11 protein-coding genes are annotated in these 13,923 nt (G+C 42.7%); 3 read left to right on the top strand and 8 right to left on the bottom strand.

Annotated elements, in window-relative coordinates:
* Positions 1-18: 18 nt before the first annotated feature.
* The 8 genes from ACVBDU_RS12550 to ACVBDU_RS12515 all read right to left on the bottom strand — a co-directional run bounded on the left by ACVBDU_RS12550 (position 19) and on the right by ACVBDU_RS12515 (position 9,775).
* Positions 19-1,437 (bottom strand): MFS transporter, encoded by a 1,419-nt coding sequence (locus tag ACVBDU_RS12550; RefSeq protein WP_447180103.1) that lies wholly within the window; start codon positions 1,435-1,437, stop codon positions 19-21.
* A gap of 170 nt (positions 1,438-1,607) precedes the next feature.
* Positions 1,608-2,276, bottom strand: a complete 669-nt coding sequence (locus ACVBDU_RS12545) for a response regulator transcription factor (protein ID WP_447180102.1) — start codon at positions 2,274-2,276, stop codon at positions 1,608-1,610.
* Between the two features lie 43 nt (positions 2,277-2,319).
* Positions 2,320-4,140, bottom strand: coding sequence for a sensor histidine kinase (locus ACVBDU_RS12540; RefSeq protein WP_447180101.1), 1,821 nt, complete (start codon positions 4,138-4,140; stop codon positions 2,320-2,322).
* Between the two features lie 69 nt (positions 4,141-4,209).
* Positions 4,210-4,587: a nitrite reductase small subunit NirD gene (gene nirD / locus ACVBDU_RS12535; protein WP_447180100.1), complete on the bottom strand. Its 378-nt coding sequence runs from the start codon at positions 4,585-4,587 to the stop codon at positions 4,210-4,212.
* Positions 4,588-4,620: 33 nt separating this feature from the next.
* Positions 4,621-7,128: a nitrite reductase large subunit NirB gene (gene nirB / locus ACVBDU_RS12530; RefSeq protein ID WP_447180099.1), complete on the bottom strand. Its 2,508-nt coding sequence runs from the start codon at positions 7,126-7,128 to the stop codon at positions 4,621-4,623.
* Positions 7,129-7,487: 359 nt separating this feature from the next.
* A complete protein-coding gene (gene chrA / locus ACVBDU_RS12525; protein ID WP_447180098.1) occupies positions 7,488-8,600 on the bottom strand; it encodes a chromate efflux transporter in 1,113 nt (370 codons plus the stop codon).
* Positions 8,590-9,021, bottom strand: a complete 432-nt coding sequence (locus ACVBDU_RS12520; RefSeq protein ID WP_447180097.1) for a DoxX family protein — start codon at positions 9,019-9,021, stop codon at positions 8,590-8,592. The genes chrA and ACVBDU_RS12520 overlap by 11 nt, the downstream gene beginning before the upstream one ends.
* A gap of 250 nt (positions 9,022-9,271) precedes the next feature.
* The gene (locus ACVBDU_RS12515) at positions 9,272-9,775 is read right to left on the bottom strand and encodes a class I SAM-dependent methyltransferase (RefSeq protein ID WP_447180096.1); all 504 of its coding nucleotides are present in this window, start codon (positions 9,773-9,775) and stop codon (positions 9,272-9,274) included.
* A 966-nt stretch (positions 9,776-10,741) separates the two neighbouring features.
* Here ACVBDU_RS12515 and ACVBDU_RS12510 point away from each other — a divergent pair.
* From ACVBDU_RS12510 to ACVBDU_RS12500, 3 genes are all read left to right on the top strand, one after another.
* The gene (locus ACVBDU_RS12510; RefSeq protein WP_447180095.1) at positions 10,742-11,908 is read left to right on the top strand and encodes a DEAD/DEAH box helicase; all 1,167 of its coding nucleotides are present in this window, start codon (positions 10,742-10,744) and stop codon (positions 11,906-11,908) included.
* Between the two features lie 19 nt (positions 11,909-11,927).
* Positions 11,928-12,122, top strand: coding sequence for a cold-shock protein (locus tag ACVBDU_RS12505; RefSeq protein ID WP_447180094.1), 195 nt, complete (start codon positions 11,928-11,930; stop codon positions 12,120-12,122).
* 278 nt (positions 12,123-12,400) lie between these two features.
* Positions 12,401-13,918 (top strand): acyl-CoA dehydrogenase family protein, encoded by a 1,518-nt coding sequence (locus ACVBDU_RS12500; protein ID WP_447180093.1) that lies wholly within the window; start codon positions 12,401-12,403, stop codon positions 13,916-13,918.
* Positions 13,919-13,923: the final 5 nt, after the last annotated feature.

The raw sequence follows: 13,923 nt of genomic DNA, 5'->3' as shown, positions 1-13,923 counted from the left end.
ATAAAAACAGTACTTGTATTAAAAATTTGCAGGTTCCGCTCTCAGGGAATGTTTTATCTCTTCGCTGGCCAGTTTTTCATCACTGGTAGAAAAACGAATAGCAAACGAAACCATTCCTGAGATTACGACAATTATTCCTATCCACAAATATCCCTGTGACACCGCGGCAGAAGACGCCGTGGCCTGCATTGCTTTAACAGCTTCCTCTCCTAATCCTTCGGTAGCGGCAATAGCGGCTTTTTCCGCGGCCCCTGATTTAAATTTTAAAAGGAGTGCAGCAAGGAAAGCTCCCACATTACCACCGGCTCCAACTATCCCCGAAATCGTGCCTATAGCTTTTTTATTAATGAACGGTACTACCGAAAAGGTAGCGCCTTCAGCCATTTGCACGGCAAGACTGAAAACGATCAAAATTCCGATTGCCACAAATAAATTACCTGAAATTCCCGAAAAAACAGCAAGCACTACTCCCTGTACCATAAGTATAACGGACAAAAACCAGACCCGGCCCTTTAACCCCTTCGATTTACCGAACCTATCCCCGAAAATCCCTCCCAGGGTACGGGCAAAAATATTCATCAGGGCAAAAGATAATACGATATTCCCGGCGGTTATCCTTTCCAGACCGAACGTATTCTGAAGATAATCATCCATCGTTCCGTAAACAGTAAGTTCAATTCCGAAACAACACGCGTAAACTGCAAAAAGTATCCACACCCGGTAATCCTTCAGTACCTGAAGGAATCCTATCTCATCTTTACGGATCTCTGGTTTATCTCCTTTCTTTAGTTCGGAAAAATTTCCTTCCGGGGTGTCTTTGGTACATAAAAAGTATACCAGCCCCATACCGAAACACAGGATTCCCGCGGCAATAACGGCATAACGCCAGGCGGAAGCTTCCGAAACTCCCATAGCTACCACCAGGGCGGCGAGCAGAGGCATTCCCAACCGGTTAGCCCCTCCTCCCAGGTTTCCCCACCCGGCAGACGTGGCATTTGCGGTACCTACAATATTGGAAGAAAACATCAGGGAGGTATGCACCTGGGTAATCACAAAGGAAGCACCTATAAACCCTGTAAGGAACCTGCAGATGAGGAACTGCATGGGGGTCTGCACAAAACCGGTCAGAATAACAGGTATGGCTCCCAATATCAACAGCCCTGTATAACACAACCTGGGGCCGTATTTATCACATAGTTTCCCTATTAACAAACGTGCAAAAACAGTACCGGTAACCGCCAGTACCGTAGCGTTCCACTTCTCCGCCGGCGTAAGCCCCAGGTCCGCCACTACACTCGGCATAAAAGGCACGATGCCGAACCAGGCAAAAAAACACAGGAAAAACGCAATGGAAGAAATCCAGAATGTCCGGATAGGAAGGCTTTTGAAATTCAGCAATTCTAATTTGACAGCTTTCTTGGAATCAAAATTTTTCATAACGTATATTGTTTTGTACTAAATTAAGTAAAATTACTTAATAAAATACGTATTAATATACGTAATTACAAAAATTATCAACTACTAAAAGTCATCACTTATTCCGGGAGGGATATTGTATATTGTAAAATTTTAACCGGTTAAATTTCAGATATTGTCAATAGGAATTTCTACAGGTCGTACTCTTTAACCTTATTGGTGAGCTCCGCAAGGTTCTTTACTTCAAGTTTTTTCATCAAATTGAACCTGTGCACCTCTGTGGTACGCTTACTTATGTTCAGCTCGTCCCCTATTTCCTTATTACTCTTGCCTTCCAATATCAGGTCCAGTATTTGTTTTTCCCTTCTGGTCAGGCGAAAAGGATCGTTTCGTTCCGAAGTCTTTCCGGGTTTTTTCGTGGTATCTCCACCTTTACCGGAAAAATGGTTGATCAATATGGTGGATATATCACCGGAAAAGTATTTTTCCCCATGCATTATTTTGTGCAGGGCCTTTAAAAATTCCTCTTTACTGGAACCTTTCAGAAGATACCCGTCCGCACCTGCCTGTATAGACTGAACTACGTATTCTTCGGAATCGTGCATGGATAACATCAGTGTTTTTATGTGGGGACTTTTTCGCTTTAGTTCCTTTATCATATCTATGCCGTTCATATTTGGCATCCTGATATCCGCGATGACCAGGTCCGGCGTTTCGTTTTCAAGGATACGGAGCGCTTCGTCCCCGTCGGAAGCTTCGTTTATAACTTCAATTTCCTCCTGCTCTTCCAGCAAAGCTTTTATTCCGTCACGGACCAGTACGTGGTCATCAACGAGGAATATACGTAATTTATCACTCATCCCGATTAAGATATTTTATCAAAACTAATGATTTTTTACGTATTTACGATGCAGATATGGGAATGTTGATTGTTACGCGGGTCCCTTTTCCCTCCTGTGAGTTGATGAACAATCGGCCGTCAATGTACCGGATGCGCTCTTTCATATACGAGATCCCCATTCCTCCTTCGCCATTTGCCGGTTTTAATTTCTGAGGATCAAAGCCTTTGCCGTTATCATCGATATTAATACTGAGAAGGCTATCGCTATGGGAGACGCTGACGATAATCTGTGAAGAACCGGCATATTTTATGGCGTTGTTTACGGCTTCCTGCGTAATTCTGTAAATATTGATCTCCATCAAAGAATCCAGCCGGTGATCAAATCCGGTTTTATCGTAAAGAAATATGGTTTTCCCTGTAAGTTTAGACAATTCTTCCGTCAGTTTATTCAGGGCCGGTACTATACCGTGATCACTAAGTTCGGGGGGCATCAGGTTAAAAGTGGCCGTCCTGACTCCTTTTATGATATTCAGGGTTAAATCTTTCAGGTTCTCTATTTTCTCTGCAGCCTTCTCCGGTTTGCAGATATCGATACTCTGGAGGTTAAGGCTCAACCCCGTAAGCATTTGCCCTATACCATCATGGATATCCTTGGCTATCCTGTTTTGTTCCTGTTCCTGGTTTTCGATGATTTTACTGGAAACCAGTTTCTGGCGGTTCATCTTCTCTTCAAATTGTTCTTTGGTAAGCCGTTCAATTTCCAGTTGGGCTTCTTTCCTGGTGGTGATATCGGTAGCAATGATCAGGATTTCCCATTTGTTATTCCCGGGATTATAAGGAATAAGGGACATTTCCATCCATATGTTTTTTCCCGAGGAATCCGTCACTTTCACTTCACCCTGCCAGTTCAGCCTGGAATTCTGTTGTAATAAAGCCTCCATCTGTTTCCTCTCTGCTTCATTAACAGCAAAAAGGTCCTGGAACTTATTGAAATTATGGAGCTCCCTGATCTTGAATATCCTGGAGAATTTCTCTCCCAGTTGTATTATTTCACCGTCCGGATAGATCCTAGCAAAAAGCAATGTCTGGTTTATGGCCTGGTTGAGTACTTTCAATTCCTTGACCGATTTGTCCTTTTCCAGGCTCAGCTTATCCGCATGATATGCCATTTTCCTGGCCTTTTTTTCAGAAGCAATAAGTTGTGAAATGGTATTTCTGACCGCTTTGGCCGTTGGAAAGAAAATAAAAATAAATTCGCACAGGAGTACAAGGAGTGTGAAACAGGTCAGGATAATTTCCAACCGTTCCAGGCGTTTTACTTTTTCCCCTGCTTCTTTTTCGTACTGGTTGACAATACGGTCCATTCTTTCCAGGAAGGGGGATTCATTTTCCAGGATTTTTAATATTGCCGGTCTTATGGCATCTATAGCGGCCGATTCACCGGATTCGACATACCCGATAACATAGTTGGCCGAACTTTCCATGGTTTTGAAATACGGGGTTATTTCATGGAACATGCCACGGATCGTTTCCGAATTGTTTTCCGGCAGGCCGTATTCCTTATTTCCGTTTATCAGTGTCCGCTGGGAATCAGCCCACAAAGCAACCGTCTCCCGCATTTTAGACACTATTTCCCGGTCAGAAGTATTATCCCCGGCATGTAAAAGCTGCATGGCTTCTTTGGACAGTTTCTGGCTTAACATCCGCTGCCTTCCCGCAATATTGACCAGGGTGGAATCATTTTCCTGGTCGTCCAGAAAACGGTGAATAAATACCTGGCTCACCAAAACCGAAATAGCAATGGCGCTTAACGCTAAAATATAAAGACGTTTTAATTTACTAAACGTACGCCACTCTATTGAAGACTGGTTGGCTTCCGACATTTTTAACACAATTACAAGAGTACTTTTCGGGATCCGTTCCGTATGGCCTTCGGAAAGGAATCCGAAATATCATTCCGAAAATCCAATATACACATTTTTATTCTCTATTTTCACAGGATAAACGGCTATTTTATATTCTTCTCCGTTTAAATTGGAACCGTCTTCCAGGGAAAAGGTCTTTTTGTGCATAGGGCAGGCCACTTTGGGAATGCCGGAGGATTCCCCGATCATACCTCTTGAAATTACCATTTCCAGTTTATGGGGGCACAGGTTCTGGCAGGCGTACCATTTGCCGAACCTTCCAAAGTTAAAAACGGCGATCTGTTTTGTTTTATATTTTACGCACACCCCTCCGTCACTGGGAAAATCACTTATTTTTCCCGCCAGGAACCACTCCCTGATTTCCTGTTCGTTAACTGTCTTGTACTGATCTAAAATTTCTTTCATCTGTTTATGTTATCTGCTTGTCACAACCGTACCTTATTTCCAGGGTTTTGGCATTTTTTGTTCCCGCATGGGGACAAATTCTATGGAGCTATCGGTTTCTTCCGAGTTTACAAAATGTCTGAATCTTTTCATCGTTTCGGGATTTTCAATGGCTTGTTTCCATTCACAGACATATGAATCCACCAGGGTTTGCATTTCATTTTCCAGGTCTTCCGCAATGCCCAGGCTATCGTCGATTACAACCCGCTTGAGATATTCTATCCCCCCTTCCAGTTTTTCCAGCCAGGGCGCGGTCCTGGTAAGCGGGGGTGCAGTTCTTATATAGTACATTAAAAACCGATCGAGATATTTTATACAGGTTTCGTCATCCAGTTGTTCTGCCAGGAGTATGGCATGTTTTGGCGTGGCTCCCCCGTTGCCGCATACATAAAGGTTCCACCCTTTTTCCACAGCTATAATACCGAAGTCTTTCCCCCGGGCTTCCGCGCATTCGCGTATGCATCCGGAGACCCCGCCTTTCAGCTTATGCGGCGATCGCAGTCCTTTATAACGCTCTTCTATCCGAATGGCAAAACTCACGCTTTCGTGCATGCCATAGCGGCACCAGGTAGACCCTACACAACTTTTCACGGTCCGGAGCGACTTACCGTAGGCATGCCCGCTTTCAAAACCCGCTTCAATGAGTTCTCTCCATATATGCGGCAATTGATGAAGTTCCGCCCCGAAAAGGTCTATTCGCTGTCCGCCCGTAATTTTACTGTACAGATCATATTTTTTGGCCACCTGTCCCAATACCATCAGTCTTTCCGGGGTAATTTCTCCTCCGGGGACCCTGGGAACTACCGAATAGGTACCGTTTCGCTGGATGTTGGCCAGAAATTTATCGTTCGAATCCTGTATAGTCACCTGCCTGTTGGCTGTTTCCATGTAGATACTCGCAAATACAGATGCCAGGACCGGCTTGCATATCTCGCAGCCATGCCCCTTACCGAAAAGGTCCAGGGCTTCATTATAATCCTTAACCTTATTGATCTTTACAAGATCGTAAAGCTCCTGTCTGCTGTAGTTAAAGTGTTCGCAGATAGTTTCTTTTACCTCTTTTCCCAGGGCCTTGAGGCTTTCGCTTACCAAATCCGTAACCATGGGTTTACATCCGCCGCACCCGGTGGTAGCCTTGGTTTGATTTACCACATCTTCCAGGTTCTGGCAGCAGCCGCTATTAATCGCTTCACAAATATCCCCTTTGGAAATACTTTCGCAGGAACATATCTGTGCCGTATCGGGCAAATCCATAACACTGCCGGCGGAAGTCCCGCCACTTTTATCGGGAATGATCAGATCTTCCGGGTTTTCCGGGAGTTTCATTGCATTTATATACAACTGGAAAAGATTGTTGTAATCGGAAGAATCCCCTATTAAAATACCTCCCAGCAGGGTCCTGGACTCTTTATCTATATTTATCCTTTTGTAAACACCGGAAAATTTATTTTCAAATACGATAGCCGAAGCATTATTACCATCGATAAAGGGGTCCCCAAAACTTGCTACTTCTGTTCCTATAAGCTTTAACTGTGTGGACATATCTATATGCTCTACCATCAGCCTGTCGCCTCCACTGATCTGGTTTACCGCAATTTCGGCCATGGCATAACCGGGGGCCACAAGTCCGTATATCCCGCCATTGTAAAAAGCTACTTCCCCAATGGCGTATATAGACGCGTCGGATGTCTGCATTTTATTATTTACCCAGATACCTCCGCGTTCCCCGGTCTTAAGGCCGGCATTCCTGCCCAGTTCGTCCCTCGGACGTATTCCTGCGGAAATGACAAGCATATCGGTCTTTAATTGAGACCCGTCCGCAAAATGCAGGGCCTCTACCCTGTTATCTCCGTAAATCTTACTGGTAGATCTGTTCAGATAGATCCCTATTCCCATTGATTCTATCTTGGCCTGCAGCATTCTACTGGCCGAATCGTCCAGTTGCCTGGGCATCAGGCGCGGAGCAAATTCCACCACATCTGTTGTAAGTCCGAGTTCCTTGGTGGCATTGGCAGCTTCCAGGCCTAAAAGTCCACCTCCCAGAACAGCAGCTTTTCCGCCGTACTCCCTCCGGGCCTTTATGGCATACTGCCTGATCGCATCCAGGTCTTCAATAGTCCTGTACACAAACACACCGGGGGTATCAATGCCATCTATGTTCGGGACAAAGGGGGCAGAGCCCGTAGCTAAAACCAGATAATCGTAAGGGTAGCTATTATTTTTATGATCAATAACTATCTTTTTCTCCCTGTCGATCTCACAAATCAGGGAGGAAGTATACAATTTTATATCATTGGTTTTATACCATTCCAAAGGTGCCATACTAAGCTCGTCGGCACTTTCCACGGAAAAATATTCGCTCAGATGAACACGGTCGTAAGCGGACCGGGGTTCTTCTCCAAAAACCGTGATCTCAAATTTTTCCCTGGAACCGGAAGCGATAAGTTTTTCACAAAACTTATACCCCACCATACCGTTACCTACAACTACGACTTTCTGCATAACTAAGTATTTTAAAGCAAAAATAAGTATTATTACTTAATAAAAATAACTAGATCAAATTATTTAGAAAATAACAGGAAAACAATACGAATAATGAACAAAACACATTAAAAAGTATCAATAAAAGAGATTTAATCAATGTGAATTTGTTCAAACCGGAACACAGAATGATTTCAGCGATCAAAATAACTAAGTACACTTACGGCCTGTTTCCGATTGCCCGTAGCCGGATAATTGAGAGGAAAAGGATACACCGGATAACCTCGTCTGTATAGTTTCAGGGAAATTGATTTTGAGGTATTGAAGTGAGGGAATTAAACTCCGGACAAGGCTTCCCGGTTTAAAAAACTGTCTAAAATTTACAACAATGTCTCCAACAGGTATCCGGCTATGGATCCGCCTATAACAATGAAAGCGCTGTTTACTTTTCTGAAGACAAAAACGGCTGTTAAACTTAGAATGGCTATTAAAACAGTACGCCAATCCGTCAATGTATCTTTTGCCATCTCTATACAAACTGCTATGATAACGGCTACTGCAGCAATATTCACTGCGTCCAGAAATGCCGTAAACACTTTTGATTTTCGCATTTTGGAAATGAAAGGGTTCAATATGGCAACAAAAATAAAAGAAGGGAGAAAAATACCTACAGTAGCAACAACCGCTCCGAAAAAACCGTTTAACTGCCAACCGATAAATGTGGCGGTGGACAGGACAGGTCCCGGGGTGAACTGTCCTACGGCAACGGCATCGATCAATTCCTGTCTCGTCAACAATCCCCTGTCTACCAATTCGGCATCCAAATAGGCAAACAGTACATAACCGCTTCCGTATAACAAAGCTCCTACTTTTAAAAAAGTCCAGAAAATTTTTGCGGAAGCTACGGATTTGGCGGCCTGAAAGAATATGAACAATGCACTCCCGTTTAAATTATTTTTTGATTCAGAGATAAAATATAAAGCCAGGCCCGATACCCCGCAGGCAAATAAGGCGAGGATCTCGTGCACCCCCATAAGACACGCCATTAGTGTCATTCCTCCCAGAACACCGAGTTTTACATTTTTGAGGGCTTTTTTGCCAAGCCTGTAAACCGCTCCCAGGATTATGGCTATTACGGCCGGTTTTATACCATAGATGTAAGGCTCTACCGCAGGTAATTGCCCATATTCTTTATACAACCAGGCAAATACCATGGTAATAGCAACGGCCGGAAATACAAAACAGGCTCCTGCGGTTATCAATCCTTTCCACCCGGCTCTTTCATACCCGCAATGCATTGTCATTTCGGTAGAATTCGGGCCGGGGATCAGATTGGTGGCTCCCACCAGATCGAGAAAATGCTGCCGGGACATCCATTTCTTTTTCTTCACCACCTCATCTTCCATCATGGCTATATGAGCAGCAGGCCCTCCAAAAGCAATACTGCCCAATTTAAAAAACAGAAGAGCTACTTCTTTTAGCCTACCCGCCATTTTTCAAAAGTATTTTATCCACCGACCATAAGCCACCGCCTTTTATTACCAGGAAAAAACTTCCCAAAAGCATAGCCCAATCCGTTCTGCCGGCATGCATCATTTCCCAAAAACCGTCATTGGTCAAAATTTCCAGTTTTGTAGTTGCAATGGCTACCAACATTATAATCATAAGGGGGACGCCAGCCAGCCGGGTGAGAAAACCCATGAGGATAAGTGTTCCGCAAATCACTTCAAATGTTCCCACAAACACTCCTAAAAAGTCCGCTGCAGGAAGTCCGATCTTTTCCATTCTACCTACTCCGCGAATGGCCGGGAAAAGAAATTTCTGTACCCCTTCCGAAAGGAAAACGGTTCCGACGATAAGCCGGATGATGATTGTGGTTCTTGAATTATCGGTACGTATTATTTTTGGCAACATTATCTTTTGTCCGTATGGTGATACATCTGTAATTCATTAAACAGTCAGCAAAGATATTTTTGTGTCCTGTCCCGTATATTATGCGGGTTACAAAAATATACGCATTACAGGTTTAGTACAGATCAATTTGAACTAGACCTTCTTAAAGCTGCAAAATACAAAATTCTGTATACTACCCGAAGGAGTTTTATGATCTGCATAAGTACATTTTATTTTCTCAAAACCCGGTTTAAACAGATCAGTCATAGTATTATCGGAATACTTCGGAATACTGTTGTATTTCTATTCCGCTACATTTTTTCGGACCTTTTTCGGAAAAAGTACCAATTACTAAAAAACCACCATGTACAATATGGTTCCCGACGGTTTTTACATAATCCGAAATTTCATTTTTATCTGTCAAAAAATGAAAAGCCGCCTTGTCGTGCCAGAGATCATACATCCCGTCCGGTTGAAAATTTGCAATGTCCTCTACGATCCACTTTACTTTTTTCGCCTGTTCTCCTAGTCTTTCTTTTGCTTTTTCAATAGCTGTTTCCGAAATATCCAGAACACTGATGTCCTGGTACCCCAGACGAAGCAGGTGATCCACAAGAAAACTGTCTCCCCCTCCAATATCCAGGATTTTTGCAGTTTTCGGAACTCCGGAACTTTCTATAAAATCAAGAGAGACTTCGGGAACCGGTAGATACCAGCTAACCTCTTCAGGAGACTTTGTTTCATAGATATGTTCCCAATGTTTTTTTCGTTCCATATATCAAAGTTTATAATTTATTGGCACATACAGATTAGAAATTCAATTTTTTATGCCGACTGTCCCTCTGTTTTACCCAATACACGAATAATTTTCAGAAAATTAATCCAACTATTCGTGAATCCACGGCTAAAATTTATGAAACCTAAAGTAACTGTAATCAAATGGCAGGTCAGGCTCAGGACAGGATTTTAACCTTTAACCGGATAAAAAAATACTGCCAGCAAAGCATTTCTGCCAAAAATTTCATCTATTATTTGAAATTACTGGCTTATTTACAAAAAACATCGTATATTTGCCACCAGTTTAGTAATTTTACTGACAACTATTTTATAAAGTTCGTTGCACGTTGCATTTGACAGGTATCCGTTTAAGTTGGCTCTTCGAGAATTCCTATTTAACATTACTTTCTCATTTTTGTAATCCATAAAGCTTACTCTTATAGAATAAGACGAAAAATGTTTTCTGATCGGAACATTTATTTATTGGAACTAAATCAAAATTTATCAAAGAATTATTTTTTTCAGGGTCAAAAGTTGCTGATCCTTCGGTTACAAGGCAAAATCTCGTTTCAAATTATTTAAAAAATACTGGGAAAAGCAGATTAAAGGATAGGACAACATTGTCCGGTTCTATCTTTATACATTACCTGTTTTTTATTTCTCTTCCTCTTATCTTTTCTATTTTTTCTCATTTAAAGGAACTGAGTACCTTCTTTTTACAGGATATGAACCTATCATGGCAATTATGGGCATTGCTGTGCACTACGATTTTCTTTATAGCCTTTATCACTTCAATTATACGCCCCTCAGGACAAGACGGGCATATCTTTTATACAAAAAAATTAACAACAGGAAAGAATTTAAGGCGACGACCGTTTCACGGAGTGGAGATTATTTTAAATGATGCAGTTGATAAGAACAATGTCCGCTGCAAATCCTTTTCCTTAAAACAAAACGAATACTAATGAATTACAGAAAAAGAATAAATACCAAAAAACCGCAGTCCAATAAGAGAGCTGCCTCTACATTAAGTCCGCATGTACTATTAAAACATGCCGAGATGATCACTGATACACCAACAGCATACGTATCCGGACAAACTTATGCCGATATGGACCTCCATCCCGCGCTAAAACGTAACCTACTGAAAAAAGGCTATCAAAAACCCACGGAAATCCAGGAAAAAACAATAGAAAACCTGGTTGACGGGCATAATATGATAGGTGTTGCTTCAACAGGTACCGGAAAAACCGGCGCATTTTTAATTCCCATGGTTCAGCAGTTACTCACTGCCGATAAAACTACCTACCTGGTAGTGGTACCAACCAGGGAACTTGCAATGCAGGTCCGGGAGGAATTCGATGACCTCACTAGGGGATTGAGATTTTCGGCAACCTGTTTTATCGGGGGAACAAGTGTGGGAAAAGATCTTATTAAGGCAAGAAGGAAAAGTCATTTGATCGTAGGTACTCCCGGAAGGTTGATTGACCTGATCAATCAAAGGGCCCTGAGCCTTCAGGGTATTACGGGACTGGTCCTGGATGAATTTGACCGTATGCTGGATATGGGCTTTATAAATGACGTTAAGACCATTGTATCTCTTATGCATTCCAGGAAACAAACCATGCTGTTCTCCGCAACGGTAAAACCTTCGCAGGAAGCGTTGATCCAGAAACTTGTGGAAAATCCCATAAAAATTACGGCCAGCAGCGGTGCGGAGTCCAGTAATAATGTAAAACAGAACATGATCAAAGTCCAGGACGGTGAAAATAAGTTTGATGTTCTGTATAACCTTTTGCGTGAAGATTCGTTTAAAAAGGTAATACTGTTCGCCGAAACCAAGAGGGCTGTAGATAAAATAAACAAACAACTCATAAAAACCGGGATTAATTCCGATGTAATACACGGTAATAAATCCCAGAATTACAGGTCCAAAGCCATCCAGTCGTTCAAATCCGGAAAGATCCGGGTCCTGGTGGCTACCGATGTGGCATCGAGAGGTATCGATGTGGATAACGTTACCCACGTGATCAATTACCAGATACCGCAAACACTGGATAGTTATATCCACCGTATAGGACGGACCGGCAGAGCGGGAAAAACAGGAATGGCATATACATTTATTAATTAATAATTAAAACTATATAATCATGAAAGAAGGCATTGTAAAATTTTTTAATACCGACAAAGGATTTGGATTCATTACTCCTGACGATTCTTCCCAGGATATATTCGTTCATCACAGCGGATTAATTGATGAGGTAAGGGAAAACGACCGTGTAAAATACGAAACTACACAAGGGAACAGAGGGATCAATGCAGTTAATGTAGAGGTTCTGGACTAATTTCCGGAGATAAGCCCTGGCAAGGAGACTATCGGACGGAATGTTCCGAAATAACATAAAAATCAGGCGGACATAACGATCCGCCTCGATTATTATTAGTCCGTGCTCCCGGGTATCCGCCATTATTATGGTACTATCCGGGGGTATTTTACGATTAAGCGTTTTTTTCCTTGGATTTAAGAAGGTATTAACACGCCGGGGTTTGCTTTTTTACGTCATCTTTATTAACTTATATTTCCGTTTGTTATGATGACGAACAACATTAAATTTATCAGGTTATGTATTCAACATCACAATTATCCGCATCCCAGACGCCTTACCATAATTTCATCAAAAATTTTGAAGATTCTCTGGACATCATATTTAACCAAACGGCAGACATTAACCAATTAAGTCTTTCCAGGGGGTTACCGGCTAAAATCTGGAAAGATATTATGAAATTAAACCCCTTGTCCGTAGCTATTCCGAAAAATTACGGCGGAAGGGGTGTTTCCGTTAAAGAGTGCCTGGGAGTATTGTCTGCGGCATCTTATCAATCCCTTCCCCTGTCCCTGACTTTCGGGATTAACATTGCCCTTTTCCTGGAACCGCTGGCCAAATACGGTAATGACAGCATAAAACCCGAGATCTATAAGAATTTTATGGACAACGGGGCTATGGGAGGATTGATGATCACGGAGCCAAACTACGGTAGTGATGCGCTCAATATGAAAACCAGTAATCAACTCCTCGGGGAAGAATATCATATAAAAGGTCTCAAGCACTGGCAGGGGCTTACGGGCATGGCCAATTACTGGCTCATCGCCTCGCGAGGTATCAACCATAAGAATGAACTGGCCAGGGATATCGATTTTTTTGTTTCGGACGAATCCAAAAAGGAGCAGAAGATCGAAGTGCTGGAATACTATGACAACGCGGGACTTTACATGATCCCTTACGGGCGGAACAAAATCGACATCAAGGTGCCCGTCAGTCAAAAACTACAGCCGCACTCCACCGGCTTAAAAATGATGCTGGACATATTGCACCGAAGCAGAATGCAATTCCCCGGAATGGCCATGGGCTTTCTCCAAAGGTTACTGGACGATGCCATAGAACATTGCCAGAACCGTATGGTAGGTAACTTTAACCTGTTTTCAATGGACCAGGTACAGTACCAATTATCCAGGATGCAGTCTTCATTTACCATATGCTCTGCAATGTGTGCCAAGAGCACCAGGATCAGCGGTATTGAAAACAATGTAGCCTCTTCCGGTCTGCAGGCCAACAGTATGAAGGCCTTGATAACCGACCTGATGCAGGATTCGGCCCAGACCCACGTACAACTCTCCGGGGCAAAAGGATACCGGATCAGTCACATTGGAGGAAGAGGTATTATGGACAGCCGCCCTTTCCGGATATTCGAAGGATCTAACGAAATGCTCTACACTCAGATTTCCGATATTATCATTAAAGAAATGAAAAAATCCGGGATAAGCCATTTAGCCACTTTCGCAGCGCAGAAAAACGAAACCCGGATGGCCGCAGAAGTATTTAAAAAACAACTGGATTTTTCCATAGACGGTCCCTTATCCCAGAGAAAATCTATCGATTTTGGAAAAATACTGGCACGTGTTGTTTCTGTCAACGATGTCCTGGAACTCAACAATGCAGGATTCAGTCAACAGTTAACGGACAACTGCATAGAGGTTGTGCGCGAAGAAATTTCTACCTTAACCCATACTATGCATAACCACGTGGGTACAACAGCACTGGATAATTATAAAGACAAGAGCAACTGGATGGACTTTGCCTAACTCTG

Source organism: Sinomicrobium endophyticum (assembly GCF_052983315.1).
Note: the sequence above shows the minus strand (reverse complement) of the source record. Positions and strands in the feature narration are given on the sequence as shown.